13 protein-coding genes are annotated in these 18,310 nt (G+C 40.4%); 5 read left to right on the top strand and 8 right to left on the bottom strand.

Translation table 11 applies throughout. The features are described from left to right. Positions 1-278: 278 nt before the first annotated feature. A complete protein-coding gene (locus J3P37_RS08700) occupies positions 279-620 on the bottom strand; it encodes a translation initiation factor (RefSeq protein WP_256010716.1) in 342 nt (113 codons plus the stop codon). Between the two features lie 3 nt (positions 621-623). Further along, on the bottom strand, positions 624-1,496 hold the full coding sequence (locus J3P37_RS08705; protein WP_256010717.1) for a diacylglycerol/lipid kinase family protein: 873 nt from the start codon (positions 1,494-1,496) through the stop codon (positions 624-626). A 202-nt stretch (positions 1,497-1,698) separates the two neighbouring features. Here J3P37_RS08705 and metK point away from each other — a divergent pair, with 202 nt between their 5' ends. Further along, positions 1,699-2,952 carry a methionine adenosyltransferase gene (gene metK / locus J3P37_RS08710; protein WP_256010718.1) on the top strand — a complete coding sequence of 418 codons (1,254 nt, stop codon included), beginning with the start codon at positions 1,699-1,701 and terminating at the stop codon, positions 2,950-2,952. A 55-nt stretch (positions 2,953-3,007) separates the two neighbouring features. Here metK and J3P37_RS08715 read toward each other — a convergent pair whose 3' ends face one another. The 6 genes from J3P37_RS08715 to J3P37_RS08740 all read right to left on the bottom strand — a co-directional run bounded on the left by J3P37_RS08715 (position 3,008) and on the right by J3P37_RS08740 (position 12,145). After that, on the bottom strand, positions 3,008-4,498 hold the full coding sequence (locus J3P37_RS08715; protein ID WP_256010719.1) for a UxaA family hydrolase: 1,491 nt from the start codon (positions 4,496-4,498) through the stop codon (positions 3,008-3,010). Positions 4,499-4,588: 90 nt separating this feature from the next. After that, positions 4,589-6,034 (bottom strand): tagaturonate reductase, encoded by a 1,446-nt coding sequence (locus J3P37_RS08720; RefSeq protein ID WP_256010720.1) that lies wholly within the window; start codon positions 6,032-6,034, stop codon positions 4,589-4,591. 24 nt (positions 6,035-6,058) lie between these two features. Continuing rightward, the gene (locus J3P37_RS08725; protein WP_256010721.1) at positions 6,059-7,078 is read right to left on the bottom strand and encodes a sugar kinase; all 1,020 of its coding nucleotides are present in this window, start codon (positions 7,076-7,078) and stop codon (positions 6,059-6,061) included. After that, on the bottom strand, positions 7,075-8,475 hold the full coding sequence (uxaC, locus tag J3P37_RS08730; RefSeq protein WP_256010722.1) for a glucuronate isomerase: 1,401 nt from the start codon (positions 8,473-8,475) through the stop codon (positions 7,075-7,077). The genes J3P37_RS08725 and uxaC overlap by 4 nt, the downstream gene beginning before the upstream one ends. Before the next feature lie 59 nt (positions 8,476-8,534). Continuing rightward, positions 8,535-10,451 (bottom strand): glycoside hydrolase family 88 protein, encoded by a 1,917-nt coding sequence (locus J3P37_RS08735; RefSeq protein ID WP_256010723.1) that lies wholly within the window; start codon positions 10,449-10,451, stop codon positions 8,535-8,537. After that, complete coding sequence (locus J3P37_RS08740; RefSeq protein ID WP_256010724.1) at positions 10,451-12,145, bottom strand: glycoside hydrolase family 28 protein; 1,695 nt, start codon at positions 12,143-12,145, stop codon at positions 10,451-10,453. Before J3P37_RS08740 ends, J3P37_RS08735 begins: the two co-directional genes overlap by 1 nt. Before the next feature lie 658 nt (positions 12,146-12,803). On the opposite strand from J3P37_RS08740, the gene J3P37_RS08745 reads away from it, so the two are divergent. From J3P37_RS08745 to J3P37_RS08760, 4 genes are all read left to right on the top strand, one after another. Beyond that, positions 12,804-15,254 (top strand): TonB-dependent receptor, encoded by a 2,451-nt coding sequence (locus J3P37_RS08745; protein ID WP_256010725.1) that lies wholly within the window; start codon positions 12,804-12,806, stop codon positions 15,252-15,254. Positions 15,255-15,366: 112 nt separating this feature from the next. Further along, entirely contained in the window at positions 15,367-17,022 is a 1,656-nt protein-coding gene (pafA, locus tag J3P37_RS08750) for an alkaline phosphatase PafA (protein WP_256010726.1), read from the top strand. Next, complete coding sequence (locus J3P37_RS08755) at positions 17,022-17,657, top strand: thiamine phosphate synthase (protein WP_256010727.1); 636 nt, start codon at positions 17,022-17,024, stop codon at positions 17,655-17,657. Before pafA ends, J3P37_RS08755 begins: the two co-directional genes overlap by 1 nt. 85 nt (positions 17,658-17,742) lie before the next feature. After that, the gene (locus J3P37_RS08760; protein WP_256010728.1) at positions 17,743-18,309 is read left to right on the top strand and encodes a thiamine pyrophosphokinase; all 567 of its coding nucleotides are present in this window, start codon (positions 17,743-17,745) and stop codon (positions 18,307-18,309) included. Position 18,310: the final 1 nt, after the last annotated feature.

The following is an 18,310-nucleotide window of genomic DNA, read 5'->3' on the forward strand; positions in this document are numbered from 1 at the left end:
GTTTTTAGTTTTTAAATGTATTAATTGATATTGTAGATAAATCATCTATAAAATTATAAATTCAATTTTTAAAGACGATGGAACCTGTTTTGTTAATTTTACTTTTTTCCGTTCAGCAGCATCTCCGAGACAATAATAACGGTTATGTATTAAAAATCGCTTATGCTCTCACCATTTTTTTACAATGAAAACCATTTTTTTTTTCAATTGCAAGCTGCAAGGTAAAGACTTTTGAATAAATCTTCTGTATAAACCCATTCTAAACTTGAGAAAATAGCCTATCCACCTGCTTTCTTAACCTTATATTCACCTGTTCTTAACAATTCAATAACCTTGTCTCTGAAATCTCCCTGGATTATTATTTCTCCATCCTTAGCAGATCCGCCTGTCCCGCACTTCTGCTTCAAGAATTTACCGAGTGTTATTAAATCCGCCTCAGTTCCTATAAAACCTGTTACTAGGGTTACCGCCTTTCCTCCGCGTTGTTTCTTGTCTAACTGCACTCTGAGATCTTGTTGCTTAGGCGACAAAGTCTCTTGTTCATAACTCCTTTCTTCCTGATATTCAAAATTAGGGTTGGTGGAATAAACCACTCCACTAAGGTTTTTGTTTTTAGACATAAGTTAATGTAAAATTTTTAGTGACAAAGGTTTTATTGTAATAGAAATACTGCCGGTAATTTCTTTGGGCTCGCCATCAATATGGATAACTCTTGGTTTATCTGTTTCTATACGTATATCTTTGCCTTTTATTATCTCAATGTACCTCGACCTATCAGAAGTTTTACTAAAAAGCCGGTACCCCATAATTGGAAAATGATATAAAGGAAATGGTTTCACGATGCAAACATCTAGCAGACCATCCATCAACGATGCAGTAGGAGAAATGTGAGCGTTGTTACCAAACTGAGATGAATTTGCAACACTGATCATAAAAGCACTTGTTTCAATAAGCTTCCCGTCAATTTTTATACGATAAAATTGGGGCCTATATGAAAAAACCTCGTAAAGTGTCGTTTTAACATAGCCCTTGAACCCCCTTTTTACCAAATTCGAGAATTTATGGCTTATGTGAGCATCAAAACCAATACCGCCAATATTGAAAAACTTCCATCTATCAAGGCAGGCGGTATCAATTAAAACGGAATCTAACTTATTCAGCGACTTGATAGCCTCTGCATTGTTGAGCGAGATCTTTAATGAGCGCGCCAATCCGTTACCCGACCCACAGGGGATAATTCCCATAAAAAAGGGAGTACTCTCCAGTGCTGAACCAACCTCATTGATAGTACCGTCTCCTCCCACTGCAACCACAATCTCTATATTATTCGCTACAGCATCTCTGGCAAGCTCAAAAGCATGGCCGGGATATTCTGTGAACTTGTATTTCGGCCTGAACAGATTTAGATCAAGGTGTCTTTCAGCTAAGGCTGGAAAACCCGTTTTTGCTTTTCCTCCTGAGATCGGATTTATGATAAATAAAATATTTTTTCTCACTTCTGTATTCAGCGAATTAAGGTTAAATTTTTCATAATATAAAAAATATTGTACTTTCGTCTACGCGAAAAGTGGATCGATTTGCTATGTTTCTGCAAAGAAACAAGATTGCAACCACGTAAAAAAAAGTGCTAATCCGATACTTATTTTTACTCTCCCTTGCAATCAGGAATCTGCCTGTATTAATTTAAAAAAATAAAATATGCCTTATTTATTCACTTCTGAATCTGTATCTGAAGGCCATCCGGATAAGGTTGCCGACCAAATTTCAGATGCTTTAATTGACAATTTCCTGGCGTGGGATGCGGACTCCAAGGTAGCATGCGAAACCCTTGTAACAACCGGGCAGGTTATGCTGGCTGGTGAAGTTAAGTCAAGTACTTACCTTGACGTACAAAAAATAACCAGAGAGGTGATACGAAAAATTGGTTATACCAAGTCTGAATACATGTTCGAAGCAAACTCTTGTGGAATTTTATCGGCAATTCATGAGCAATCCGCTGATATTAACCAGGGGGTTGACCGCAAAGAAAAACAAGAGCAGGGGGCAGGCGATCAGGGAATGATGTTTGGTTACGCAACAAGCGAAACTGCTAATTATATGCCATTAGCATTAGACCTGGCACATAAAATCCTTATTGAGCTTGCAGCTTTACGTCGCGAAAATAAAGAAATAACTTATTTGCGACCTGATGCTAAATCACAGGTTACTATTGAGTATAGCGACGACCACAAGCCTTCAAGGATCGATGCTATTGTTGTTTCTACCCAACATGACGAATTTGACACCGAAAGTAATATGCAGAAAAAGATCAGTGATGATATCATCAATATACTGATCCCACGGGTCAAAGCACTGCTCACGCCAGAACTTCAGCAGTTGTTTAACAGCGAAATAACCTACCATATCAATCCTACAGGTAAGTTTGTTATAGGCGGACCTCACGGCGACACTGGCTTAACTGGAAGAAAGATCATCGTCGATACTTATGGGGGCAAAGGAGCGCACGGAGGAGGCGCATTTTCAGGAAAAGACCCTTCAAAAGTTGACCGGTCGGCAGCTTATGCCACCCGTCACATCGCAAAAAATTTAGTGGCGGCTGGTGTTTGTGATGAAGTCCTTGTTCAGGTTTCTTATGCAATTGGTGTGAAAGATCCAATGGGTATTTATGTAAACACCTATGGATCATCAAAAGTAGACATGAACGATGGTGAAATAGCTAAGAAAGTGGCTGCTGTTTTTGATATGACACCATACGCTATAGAAACTCGGCTAAAATTACGGAATCCAATATATTCTGAAACAGCTGCTTATGGTCACATGGGTAGAGATCCTCAAACGGTAACCAAAGTTTTTGAAGGCGCAGGTGGCGAGAAAAAAGAAGTACAGGTGGAACTCTTCACGTGGGAAAAACTTGATTACGTCGACAAAGTAAAGCAAGCATTCAACATTTAAAATAAAGCCCCGCCATTCATCATGGCGGGGTTTTATTTGCAGTGTCTTTTATACTTTATAAAGTAACACCAGTTTTAAAAATAGCGATTTCACGGAAACCATTTTTTTCGTGATGAGCTTTTTCGCCATTTGCAACTCTCACAATCTTGTCTACAAATTCCTCCAGAGCTTCATCAAAGGTTTTATCCTCAGCTAACGGTCCGGCATTGTAATCAATCCAATGCGGCTTCTTAGTAGCCAGTTCATTATTAGTCGCTATTTTTAATGTTGGAATAAAACTTCCAAATGGTGTTCCCCGGCCAGTTGTGAACAATACAATATGACAGCCTGACGCACCAAGAGCCGTAGTTGCTACAAGATCGTTTCCAGGTGCACTCAAAAGATTTAACCCTTTTTGTTTTAAACGTTCGCCGTATTTCAACACATCAACTACATTCGCAATTCCACCCTTTTGAGTACAACCAAGTGATTTATCTTCTAGGGTAGTTATACCGCCCGCCTTATTACCTGGTGAAGGATTTTCGTAGATCGGCTGCTTAAGGTCGATGAAATACTGTTTAAAGTCGTTAATTAAGTGAACAGTCTTCTCAAAAACCTCTTCATTAACGCAACGATCCATCAATATAGTTTCAGCACCAAACATTTCAGGCACCTCTGTTAAAATAGTTGTTCCTCCCTGACTGATAAGAAAATCAGAAAAATAACCTACTAACGGATTCGCTGTTATACCTGACAAGCCATCAGATCCACCACATTTTAAACCTACGCGGAGCTCAGAAAGAGGGATAGGTTCCCTTCTGTCTTTCCTAACCACCTCATAGATTTCTTTTAGTAAGGCTTTTGAATCCTCCACCTCGTCAGAAGTGCTCTGGCTGGAAAGAAACTTTATCCGGCTCCTATCGTAATCACCGAGAGATGCTTCGAACTCGTCGATCTTGTTATTTTCACAACCCAAGCCGAGAATTAAAACACCGCCTGCATTTGGGTGAAGCGCTATGTCTCCAAGTATTTGGCGGGTATTTACGTGGTCATCTCCTAGCTGAGAACAACCATAGCTGTGCTTGAATACTTCAATTCCCTCAATATCCGTAGGATTCTCTTCCGCTTTAAACTCACGGATGATCTGTTCTGCTATACCATTTACACAGCCAACAGTAGGGACTATCCAGATTTCATTCCGGATTCCCACTTCACCATTCTTACGACGATAGCCGTTGAAAGTAATATTGCGGTTGGCATGAGGCAGTTCACCGTGCAACTGCGGATTATACGAATAATCATTTACATCACTTAACTTGGTTCGAACATTGTGTACATGAACATGTTCGCCTACCTTAATGTCTGCGGTTGCATATCCAATCGGATAACCATATTTCAAAATATCACTACCTGATGTAATATCTGTAATAGCTATCTTATGCCCTCGCTCCACCTCGCTCAGCACAGTCACAGTTTTACCATCAACCTCTATCGTATCTCCAGCGCTGAAACCCTTCAGTGCGATCACCACGTTATCGCGTGAATGTATCTTAATAAACTCTTTCATGAATATCTATTTTTAATAAACAGAAAACCAACCCCTTATACGTATAAAGATACTTAAAAGGATGTCATTCATCTGTCTTATTTTTCTTATTTAAACGCTTGCAATTGCGTTCTGCATCCCGTTCTTCTCAATATTCGTTAAATGCCGGGTTACAGCAGCCGTCAATCCCTCCACTTCATTTAAATTCATTTTCCAATTCCTTTGGAAACCCAGCACTTCTACCACAACATCTTCAAATGACTCATCACTACCATCATATTTAGCCCATGCCGACTTCAACAGCTCGATAAGTGGGGCGTCATCGTTAAGATTGATGGCCTCATCTCCTCTTTTACCTTTATAAAATGCAATAGTTGCTGCTAAAGAAAAGGCAAGTTTTTGAGGAATCTGACCCGTTCTTTTTTTGTACTCAAGAATTGAAGGCAAAACACGTGTCTCAAACTTTGACCATGAGTTTAACGAAATACTCATTAGCAAATGTTTGATATACGGATTTCTGAACCTATCGATCACGTCATTTGCGAACTGCTCGAGTTCTTCCTTCGATAGGTCAAGCGTCGGAATGATCTCATCAAAAATTGCCTCCTTAATAAATTTGCCAACAACAGGATGCTCAACCGATTCCCTCACGGTGTCTAAACCAAACAGGTAAGCAACCGGAACCAAAGTGGTATGTGCACCATTTAAGATCCTTACTTTCCGAGTACGGTATGGAGTCATGTCTGCTACGTATTTCACATCTAACCCGATAGATGGAAAAGCCAGTTCCTGCTGCAAAGACTCAGGAGCTTCAATAACCCAAAGGTGAAAATGCTCTGCCTCTACCACTTGTTTATCTTCGTAACCAAGTTCTTCTGTAATTTCGGCGATACGCTCTCTCGGGTAGCCAGGTACAATCCTATCCACAAGAGTATTGCTGAATGTACAGGCAGAATTTATCCAGTTAACAAAGCCCTCCCCAAGATTCCAGTTAGTAGCTAATTGCAAAATGATCCTCTTTAGGTTATCTGCGTTTTTTTCGATCAATTCGCAGGGAATAATGTGAACTCCTTTAGAGGAATCACCGCTAAACGTTTTAAATCTGTGATTTAACCAAACCGCCAGTTTTGCCGGATAAGAATTTGGAGGTGTAGCGGTAAGTACATCGTTTTCATCGTATGCAATACCAGCCTCAGTTGTATTTGATATTACATAACGCATTTCCGGATTTTCGGCAGTCTTTAGATATTCATCAAAATGTGTATATGGATTAATACCCCGGCTGATGATATCGATAGTTTCGTGCGTACTTTCTGCCTTTCCATTTTTCAGGCCACGAAGATAAAGCGTATATAATCCATCCTGCTCATTAAGCATGTTCACCATACCGTTGGCAATGGGCTGAACCGCTACAACTGACCCGTTAAACTTTCCGCTTTTGTTCAGTTCATTAAAAAACCAGTCGACAAACGCACGCAGGAAATTACCTTCACCAAATTGAAGAATTTTCTCAGGATATTCTCTGTAGCCTGAGTATGTGGTCTTATTTAATTGCATATCTAATAATTATTAAGTCAAGTTTTACAGATCGTTATCTGCTCTAAGTTTTGTTACGGTAAATACATCCTGATCAGTAGCATCACCTTTTTCCTGTAATTTTCCGAAAGCAGCTGCGGTGGCGTAATTAACAATATCCTGTGGCTGATGCTTATTATAAAATCCATAAATGAGCCCTGCCATAAAACAATCACCACTTCCGGATCTGTCTATCACACCTTTGGTTCGGAATTCGGATGAATTATATTGCTTACCCCCGGTAAACAAGCTCGTATAGTACAGAAGATTTTCGCTATCCTTATCAAATCGGAAGGTGTTTGCCACCGACTTACAACGCGGAAACATTTTCATTATTTCCAGAGATGTCGCTTCGGCATGCGCCAGGTAATCTTCTCTTTTCCCTTTTTGATGTATTCCTTCGTCTATTGCCGTACCAAGCAGGCTATTTGCCGACCAGATATTTCCCATCACAAGATCACATTGTTCAACAAGAGCCGGCATAACTTCTATAGGTTGCTTGCCATATTTCCACAAACGCGACCGATAGTTCAGATCAATTGACGTAGTTATTCTCCGACGGCTTGCTTCTTCAAGCGCTTCAAGACAAACATCAGCTACATTTTCATTCAGAGCGGGACTTATTGCAGTGAGGTTTAACCAGGAAACATCACGCAGTACTTTGTCCCAATCGATCATTCCTCTTTTTAATTCTGAAAATGATGATCGCTCTCTGTCGTAAACAACACTGCTTTTTAAATCGGCCCCCCTGTCGAGGTAATATACCCCGACCCGGTTGCCGGAAAAGAGGATAGAGGAAGTGTAAATGCCTCTATACTCTAAATAATTCACAATGTATTCAGACATGAAGTTATCCGGCAGTACGGTGCAGTACTTAACAGGGACACTCCATCCAGCCAATGCAGTTGCCGTATTTGCTTCAGCCCCTCCCATGTACAACAGAAAAGGGTGTTTCTCAGCCTCTTCATTAGGTGCCGGAGAAATACGAACCATCAGCTCACCGAAGCATAATACCTTACTTATCACAAGCTGAAATAATTTTTTGCGTTATAATAACAAATGTCTTTAACTACTTTTCCAAGCCACTCCATATCTGCGGGGATCTCTCCGTTTTCCACATCATCACCAAACAAATTGCATAAGATCCTTCTGAAATACTCATGCCGCGGGAATGATAAGAAACTTCTGGAATCTGTAAGCATACCAACAAAGCGGCTTAACAGACCCATATTAGAAAGAGCGTTCATTTGTTTGATCATTCCGTCTTTTTGATCAAGGAACCACCAGCCAGACCCAAACTGAACTTTCCCAGCCACTGACCCATCATTGAAGTTACCAATCATTGTGGCCATCAACTCATTGTCTGCCGGGTTAAGATTATAAATAATCGTCTTTGCCAACTTATCTTCGGTATCCAGTTTGTTTAAAAACTTGGATAACTGCCTTCCTTGGCTAAAATCGCCTATCGAATCCCAGCCTGTATCAGGGCCTAACTGTGATAACATCCGGGCATTGTTGTTGCGTAATGCGCCCAAATGATATTGCTGAACCCAACCTTTCTCATGATCCCATACTGCAAAATGAATAAGCATTGCCGATTTAAATTTCAGGATCTCTTCCTGGCTGATCATCTGATTTGCCCGGATCTTAGAAAAGATCGTTTTAATCTCCGCATCTGTATAATCTTCCGCATAAATTTGCTCCAAACCATGATCAGATATAGAGCATCCGTTAGCTGCAAAATAGTCATGACGGTTCTTTAGAGCCGAAAGATAGGTATCGAAATCAGAGATATTCAAGTCTGTTACGGCTTCTAATTTCGTAATGTAAGCATTCAGAGCAGCTACATCGTCTGCTGCCATGGCTTTATCCGGACGAAAAGCCGGGCGAACCGTAATATCTCCTCCTTCATTTGCTATTTTCTGGTGCCATTCTAATGAATCAATTGGATCGTCAGTCGTACAAACCGCTTCTACTTTCCGGCTTCTCAACAATCCGCGCACTGAAAAATCTTTGGTTTGAAGCTTTGCTGTACACTCTTCATAAATCCTTTTGGCAGACTTACTATCCAATACGTCATGAACATCAAAATAGCGCTGAAGCTCAAGATGAGTCCAGTGATATAAAGGATTTCTTAAAGTATAAGGCACGGTTTCAGCCCATTTTTCGAACTTCTCATAATCACTTTTGTCCCCGGTAATATAAGCCTCATCTATACCATTGGTACGCATTGCCCGCCATTTGTAATGGTCGCCATACAACCACACCTGTGTCAGGTTCTCGAAGTTTATATCATTTGCAATTTGATCCGGGATCAAATGATTATGGTAGTCAATAATCGGCATATCCTTTGCAAACTCGTGGTAGAGCTGCTGTGCCGTCTTTGTTTTCAATAAGAAATTCTCGTCTAAAAACTGTTTCATCTTATTTTGATGGTATTATAATTATTTATTGTAATCGTGAATTGAGCCGGACTAAGTTATTAATTTCCGGGCACTTGCTGCACCAACCAATTAACCAGATCTGTAGCAGCCTTAAAGTTCTCATATTGTGCCGGAAGCTTCCTTCCGTCAACATACTCATTATAAAACCAGGGATCGCCAACGGCGAACACTGTTCCTTTTCCAACTTTAGCTGTTGCCATAACCACTTTCTTTCCTGAAGTGAAAGCTGGCTTCGCTGGTGAAGACAAACTCAAAGTACTGATTTCTTTAATGTAAACCTTCTTTGATGTTTTAAAGATCGGATGCTTCTTTGGTATCACAAAAGCTCCCGTTTCATATTCATTGTTCTTTACCGCGTTGATCATGTCGTCATTAAAATGAATACCAAAGCGTTCAGAAATTATATTAAATTTCTTCAATTCTGCATTGGTGTAATCATTCGTAAAAAGAACTAAAATGCCCCCATTGTTCACCCATTTGTACAATTCATCTGCATCTTTTTCAGAAGCAAAATTTGGTTTAGCCGTCTCCTTTTCAGTGTCGGGGTCTACAACGATATAAATATCCGATTTTGCAAGATTTGCAGCCGTTGGTGCTGAGTCAAGTGTATTCAGGACAGCTCCCGTATTTTTGAAGATGCTCCCTAACAAAGAGAAGCCGCTATTAGCTTTATCATCCCAGGTATAATGATACCGGGTGGTTATTGCAGAAACATCTTTTTTGTATTCATTATTGAAATATTGATCAAGAGTAACCGTTTTTCCTTTACCGTTTTTTTGCAAAGCTGCAAGTTCCATTTCATTAGCTGCTGAAATGAACGAACCCACACCTTTTGGATCATTCGTAATAACTTTTTCCCTTAAGTAGTACTCATAGCTGCCATCCCGGTATGGTTTGCCTCCAAGGCCCGAAACACTGACTGTCTTTGTAAGGTTTACTTTATCAGCATTTACCACCTCAATAAATTCCTTCTGAATTCCAGAATATCCTTTTTTAGCGACAGACATAAACCTTTCCGGGAGATAACCAAGCCGCACACCTTTAGCCAATGTATAAACGAACATACTTGAGGCTGACGACTCTAAATAATTATTCTTTCCATCTGGCATATTTAAAATGTCAAACCATACGCCGGATTTAACATCCTGCACTTTCTCAACTGATGCAGCAAAACGGTTTAGGATATTAAGTAAAGAATCTCTCTTAGAATGATTTTTGGGAAAATACTCCAAAGCATCTACCAGTCCCATTCCATACCAACCCATAGCGCGACCCCAGAAATGAGGCGATTGTCCTGTTACCTTATCTGCCCATTGCTGCTCCCTCGATTCATCGTATCCATGATATAATAACCTTGTTTTGGGGTCCAGAGCATTACGTTCCATTAGAATGAACTGACGGGCGATATCATTAAAGGCATCGTGATCATTAGCCATAGCAGAATATTCGGCATAAAAAGGCTGACCCATATAAAGGCCATCCAACCACATCTGATAAGGATAAATTTTTTTATGCCAGAATCCTCCTTCGTTTGTCCGTGGATGAGTACTTAACTGCCGACGTAATGATTTGGCAGCATTAAGGTATTTCTCCTGCCCGGTAACTTTGTAAAGCAAGAGCAATGAACGACCGTTCTTTATGTGATCAATATTGTTGGAAGACTGCTCATATGTGCGTATAGTTCCATCCGGCTGAACGAAATGATCCATACTTTTCTTAATGTAATTAAAGTACTTCCCATCGCCGGTACGCTCCCAAATATTGGCAAATCCTTCAAGCAAAACCCCTTGATCATATGTCCACCTGAATGGCCTACCTGTCCATAGAGAATCGCTCCATATATCCATCACCGTGGCAGCCATTCTTTCAGACAATGGCTTGCTTTGTCCATGTGACTTTTTTGCCTGAAAAAAGAACAAAATAACTAATACAGTAATTACAGAACTTCTTTTCATTATTTGGTTTTGTTAGCTTTTATTTTTAACGCTTTCTTACTTGCCTGCTGATTTAACTCAGAAACCACTTTGGCATCTGATGTATTAGTATTAGCTACCTGGATATTGGCTGATTTTTGACCGTTGACGTTAAACAAAACTTCAGCACCTGGCTTATAAGATAGCTGATCAAAGCTGATGTCTGTACTGTTTGATATATTAACCATAGGCTTGCTGTGGGAAGTCACCACTTTGACGTTTTTAAGGTAAATATCCTTCGCCTCTTCGATTTTAATTCCTTCCTTAGACTGAATAGTTATATCCTCTAGAAATAAATTATTAATATTCATTTCAGGCAATCCCCTGACGAATATGGCTTTATCTGCGCCATCGGCAACCACATTGTTGATATAGAAGTTTTTAAATTGAGGAGTTTCTTCAGTTACAGGCAGCAATACTACTTTGGGAGCATCGCGTTTTTCACCAGTCAAAGGAACAGGGTCTACAGCAGCATAATACATGTCGAACAGAATTGCTTCTCCTGGAATATCCTTCATATTGATATTTTTGATAAAGATATTCTCAACAACTCCCCCTCTTCCCCGGGTCGTTTTGAAACGCAGGCCGATATCCGTTCCAATAAAAGTACAGTCGGATACATATATATTTTTTGCTCCGCCGGACATCTCGCTACCAATAACAAATCCACCGTGGGCATGGTAAACGACACAGTTGCGGATCATCACATTTTCTGTTGGCTTGCCGCGCTTTCTTCCTTGTTCGTCTCTACCCGATTTAATACAGATTCCGTCATCACCAACGTCGAAAACACTGTTCTCTATTAATACATTTTTACATGATTCAACATCAATACCATCGCCGTTCTGAGCGTACCATGGATTTTTTACCTGCAAATCTCTCACAGTAAGATCTTCACACATTAGTGGATGAAGGTTCCAGGCCGGTGAATTCTGGAATGTAACCCCTTCCAGCAATACCTTTTTGCAATTGGTAAGAACCAACAAGTTAGGTCGAAGAAAATCCTTTATCTCCTCATAATCTTTTAAGCTCTTTCCTGCGCTAATTACACCCGCACCTTTAACCTTAGATCCTCTAAGAGAGCTTTCGCTTGGATACCATATTTTTTTGTCCTCACTTAATGTTCCTCCTGATGCAAGCAGTTTGTTCCACTGACTATCGGTAAGTTTTTCCTTTTTAACCATTCTCCAGGCATCTCCATTTCCGTCGATAATTCCCTTACCTGTTATAGCTATATTTTCGAGGTTGGTACCTGAAACCGGCGACTGATTGCGAACAGCAGCTAAACCTTCCCAATTAGTCTCAATTAATCTATACTGGGTCAGATCATCGGTAAAAGACACAAACGCATCTGCTGCAAGATGGAGATTAACATTACTTTTAAGCTCAATCGGACCAGTGAGCCAGAATCCCCTGGGAATAAGAACAACTCCACCACCGTTTTTGCTGACCTGATCAATCGTCCTGTTAATACTTTCAGTGTTGAGGGTTAAACCATCGTTAAGCGCTCCATTTTTTGTAATACTTACGGTATCGCTTTTGAATTTGGGCACCACTACCTGTGGGAGGGTCGAGGGCCATGCCTGATAATTTGCTTTCTGCGCAGAAGTGTCCTTTGCTAAAATCTGCGTTAGCGCCAAACCCAGGAATGCAAGTACTTTAAATGTGTGTGTCATTTATTTGATTTATAATTTCTGTGTATGGAACCTTTACAATATAAACACTAAGCCGTTTCATTTTAGGCTATAACTCTTTTGTTACAATAGACCTATTAAAAGAGTGAAAGATTAGTCTTCAACAATTTTAGCGAGTTTTAAGAAGAATAAGAATGTTTTGAGCCATTATATTTATGCAATCGTTTCCGGGAACGTTATCAGGAGAATAAAATCCGGTAAGGAGGTTCCCTTTCGTTATAGCGAGTACATGACGCCTCCAACAGGATAGCGATTGGAACCAGAACCAATTGAATATCATCTTAATAAGATAGTATCAGTTATAAAACGCCTGAACTGGGACACCTTGATCCGGCCCTTATTTTGATGCCTGCTGCTTTTTATCTGAATTTTCATACCTTTGCCCGCTCATAGGGGTGCCTTGTTGTTTACTAGTCTGAATCAGACAGTACGACATAAAAACAGGCTGAGAATATACCCATCGACACAATGAGGCAGATCAGAGACGACCCCTGCCTTCATCGGTGATCGGGAACCTGATCCGGGTAATGCCGGCGTAGGGATAGGTAGCTAGTTTGCGTAGTCCCCTTTTACGCAAAATTTGAATTTTAGGATGAAGGCATCAAAGGATAGCTTCATTACCGTTTAAAACAATTATTAAATGAAAAAGATTTACATGCTTGCCTTAATGGCAATGCTGATTCCATTTCTGGCTTCGGCTCAACTCTCTATTACTGGTAAAGTCATTGATCAGGCAACAAACCAACCACTAGCCGGTGCAAGTGTAAGCAACGGATCTATATCTGTACAAACAGATGTTTCAGGGAAATTTGCAATTAATGACCTTCAGGAAGGCAGGTATACGTTAAGAGTGAGCTTCGTGGGATTCAACTCATGGACAACTACTTTTAACCTCAACCGTGACAGAGATTTCGCCATTTCTTTGGATCGAATCTCCATTTCAGCGGAGGAGGTTATCGTGAGGGCTACCAGGGCCTCCGTGAGTACACCTACCACTTTCAAAAACCTCAGCAAGGCAGATCTTGAAAAGAACAACTTAGGACAAGACCTCCCATACCTTCTTAACCAAACACCTTCTGTTGTAGTCAGCTCAGATGCCGGAAGTGGAATTGGTTATACAGGAATCCGGATAAGGGGGAGCGACCCAACAAGAATAAATGTGACCATAAACGGGATTCCTTACAATGACCCTGAAAGTCAGGGAACATTCTGGGTAAACCTCCCTGACTTCGCCTCTTCAGTCGATAACATTCAAATACAACGAGGGGTTGGCACGTCGACAAATGGCGCCGGTGCTTTTGGCGGGAGCTTAAATATTCAGACAACCACAAGGAATGATACGGCATATGCCGAACTAAATAACTCTATAGGATCGTTTGCCACACGAAAACACACCTTAAATTTTGGTACAGGCCTGATTTCAGGGAAATACACTCTGGATGGGCGGTTATCAAACATTGCTTCAGATGGATACATTGACAGAGGAACGTCAGACCTTAAATCTTTTTTTATCAGCGGGGCGTATTATGGTAAGAACAACCTTCTGAGAGCAAACGTATTTTCAGGCGACGAAAAGACGTTCCAGGTATGGAATGGTGTGCCCGAGGCAAAATTGAAAGGCGATAACGATGCACTTTTGACTCACTATTATAACAATATTGATTACCTGTATTACACCACCGAAGACTCTGTAAATCTCTGGGATTCTGACAAAAGAAAATACAGCCAGTTTACTTATGAGAACCAAACGGATAATTACAAACAAACACATTATCAATTACTATATAACCAAACAATAAACCCGGAGCTTAGCTTAAATTCAGCACTGCATTATACCAGAGGCCGGGGATATTTTGAAGAGTTTAAAAATAAAGAAACATTCGAGGGATATGGGTTAAACCCTTTGGATTATGGAGCTACTGCAGGCCAGGAAACCGACCTGATAAGAAGAAGATGGCTAGACAACGATTTTTATGGAGTTACGTGGTCGCTGAACTATATCCCTGTATCGGACTTTAATGTAACCTTTGGGGGTGCATATAATGAATACGATGGAGATCACTTTGGCGATGTAATTGCTGCGCCCCAGTTAGGGCTTCGTTCCATAAAAAACAAGTATTATGACGGCAACGGATTTAAAAAAGATCTCAACTTTTACCTTAGGACTGAGTTTGTGGCCGGAAAGACGCGCTTTTATTCGGACTTTCAATACCGTTATCTTGACTATTCGATCACAGGAACCGATAAAAACCTTGTAAATCATAATTTGAATAACTTTCACGAATTCTTCAATCCGAAAGTGGGTGTAAGTTATCAGCCTGGCAAAAGCTCAAGCATTTACGCCTCGCTTGCAGTCGCAAACAAAGAGCCTAACCGGGACGATTACATTAATGCCATTGCGGGTGAACAACCTAAGTCCGAAAATCTGAAAAATGTCGAAGCTGGATATCGCTTCAATAGTTCGAAAGTCCGGGCAGGACTAAATTTATATGGTATGTTTTACAAAGACCAATTGGTTTTAACAGGTAAGATCAATGATGTAGGTGAATATATACGCCTGAACGCAGCAAACAGCTCTAGATTAGGAGTTGAGTTTGACGGCAGATGGAATATCAATCATTCTCTGTCGTGGGCAGCAACCGCAACGTTGAGCCGCAACAAAATTAAAGACTATACTGAGTACATGGACGATTATGACAATGGAGGCCAGGCAGTTAAAACATATCACGATACTGACATTTCATTTTCTCCATCATTTATAGGCTCTAATGAACTTGCCTACCGCCTAATGAAGAATGCCGAACTAGCCATTCTTTCAAAATATGTGAGCAAGCAGTATCTGGATAATACTTCACATGACGACCGCAGTCTGGATGCTTTTTTTGTAAACGATCTACGCATACGTTATAATACGTCATTCAAAAAAATCAAGAACATTGGACTAACCCTACTGGTAAACAACATTTTAAATGAGAAATATGAGTCAAATGGCTATTCTTACACGTATCTCTATGGCCAGCCAATTACCGAAAACTTTTACTTTCCTCAAGCGGGAACAAACTTCCTCCTGTCATTGAGTCTTAAACTCTGATAAACGACCTCCTTTAAAAGCCGACCCCTGAGCCGGCTTTATTGCTTGGATCTAAATGATTTAACATCAGGATCATACTTAATTATTCACATTTTATTATCTTTCCGGCCACATGAAACTTAGAAATTATTTATTGCTTGGCTGTATATGCTTTTGTACCCAGGCATTTTCACAAAAGAAACAAGAGTCTTTGCCGCGCCCCAAACTGGTTGTGGGCCTTGTGATCGATCAAATGCGCTGGGATTACCTATACCGTTATTATGAGCGATACAACAACGATGGCTTTAAGCGTTTGCTTAATGAAGGATTTTCATACGAAAACACGTATATTCCTTATATCCCTACTTATACTGCAATAGGCCATTCAACGATCTATACCGGATCAGTACCAGCTATTCATGGTATAGCCGGAAATGAATGGATTGAGCAAAGCAACGGTTACAAAATGTATTGCACTGAAGACAGCTCGGTTGAATCCGTAGGCACTAGTTCTTCGGCCGGAAAGATGTCACCACGGAACCTTCTTGTAACAACAGTTACTGATGAATTAAAACTGGCAACGAACTTCCGGTCCAAAGTGATCGGCGTCGCGTTGAAAGATCGTGGTGGAATATTACCTGCAGGGCATTCGGCAAATGCAGCTTATTGGTTTGATGACTTGACAGGAAACTGGATCAGCAGTACTTACTATATGAAAGCCTTACCGCAGTGGGTTCAAGAACATAACAACCTGCGGTTGCCTGAAAAGTATCTGAAAAAGTGGGAAACACTATATCCTATCGACACCTATTTACAAAGCTCCAAAGACAATTCACCCAATTATGAAGGAAAATACAAGGGTGAGGAAGCTCCAGTATTTCCACACGATATGCCCAACTTCAGAGGAAGTTCGTGGGGAACTTTTCGCAGTACACCTTTTGCAAATACCTTAACCCTAGATTTTGCAAAAGCCATAGTTCAAAATGAGGCAATGGGAAAAGATGAGATTACCGATTTTCTCGCGGTAAGCATTTCTTCCACGGATTATCTTGGGCACCAGTTCGGACCAAACTCTATTGAAATAGAAGACACCTATTTACGCCTGGATAAAGACCTGGGAGAATTTCTTAGATATCTTGACAAAACTGTAGGAAAAGGAGAATACACCATATTTCTTTCTGCTGATCATGGTGCGGCACATAACCCCAGCTTTCTGCAGGATAATAATATTCCTGCAGGCTTTTGGTCAGGTTCAAACGGCCCGAAAAATGATTTGAAAGAGATTAACAGTCTTCTAGACAAAAAATATAAAGCAGATAAAATAATTCGCGGAGTATCTAACTATCAGGTAAGTTTCAATTATCCTTTAATAGAAGAAAAAGGACTAGACTTAACAGCTATCAAAAAAGATGTAATAAACTACTATAAAAAGCAGGCCGGCGTAGCATATGTGGTTGATGTAAAAAATATCGCGAACGAACCAATTCCAGAAATCATTAAAACCAAAATAATAAATGGCTTTTATGAAAAGAGGAGTGGAGAAATCCAAATTATCCTGGAACCGGGCTGGTACCAGGCCAGTGGCAAAATTAACCCTGGGACAACACATGGAACCTGGAATGCTTATGACACTCATATTCCATTCGTGCTTTCAGGATGGGGGATTAAACAAGGCAAATCTAACAAGACTTATTATATGACGGATATAGCTGCTACACTTGCTGCTTTGCTACGAATTCAGGAACCAAATGGCAATATAGGAAATGCAGCTTCAGAAGCTTTGAAATAATGAAAAAGTATATTTCCAAATTTCATTACTTATCCCAGGATTTGCCTGGAAGAAGCCACATTGATCAGGTGCAGCTCGCATGCCAATCAGGGGCAAACTGGATCCAATATCGGTGTCTAACAAAAAATGATGAGGATCTCCTAAATGAGATGCTCATCATTGCTTCGATTTGTGATGACTGGGGTGCCACGCTCATCGTTACTGACCATATCCATCTGATCGATAAAGCTGATGTACAGGGAGTACATATTGAGGATATGCAGGCAGATTTCAACGCTATCAGGGCTAGCATCGGGCCTGATAAAACACTTGGTGCCTCCGCAAATACATTCGATGATATTCAACGAATTGCAAAAAGCGGCGTGGTTGATTACATTGGTTGCGGACCGTACTCCATAACATTAACTAAACCTAACGACTATCCTCTTCTAGGTATAGAAGGCTATAAAACAATGATCGGAGAAATGATGAGGGCCGGCATAGATATCCCGATCCTTGCAGTTGGAGGAATCAGATTAGAGGATATCGAACCATTAATGCTTACAGGTGTTTTTGGAATAGCTGTATCCTCGGCAATTAATTTGGCCGAGAACCCGGGCAAAACACTCAAAGAAATTTATAACCAACTTATCTAGGTAGTTGCTTATTTTTCCGCATTATAAACCGCATCTGCAAACAAAAATCTAAACTGAATTAATTTCAGTTCGTTACATTTGAAACATGTCGTCACATCATATAGTCCGCGAGAAACAAGAGCCGGCTTTACTTATTATGAGCCTTAAGGGCTTCAACTATGAAAATCTTGGGCAATTACTTGAGTGGAGTCCGACAGTTGTGGTAAACGAACACGAATATGAAAACATTGATTCCCTGGGCATTAAAATAGACGCAGTAGTCAGCTCGGAGCTTTCTCCCGATCTCCAGGACAACACACTGGTTATTCACACAGAAGGAAGTCCTTTACAGGACGCCCTAAAATTTCTGGTAGGAGAGCAATATCCAACAGTGAATATCATTACCGATACTTTTTCAGCGAAGGATTATGCTTTGTATGTTGGTAGAATTAATCTCGTGGCTTTAACCCCCAAAAACCGAATTTTCCCGGTACAGTCTGGTTTCAGCAAGTGGAAAGCCAAAGATGAGGAAATTGAAATTCTTCTTGAAGCAAAAGATCTGAAGACATTCGGCCTGATACAGCAAAGTGATCATATCTTCAAAACAGAAAAAGACGGATTCTATACAATTTCTTTCAATCAGAACTTTACCTTTTTAGCCGAAAGATTATAGC

This window comes from Desertivirga xinjiangensis (assembly GCF_024436435.1).
In the GTDB taxonomy this organism is placed as follows: domain Bacteria; phylum Bacteroidota; class Bacteroidia; order Sphingobacteriales; family Sphingobacteriaceae; genus Desertivirga; species Desertivirga xinjiangensis.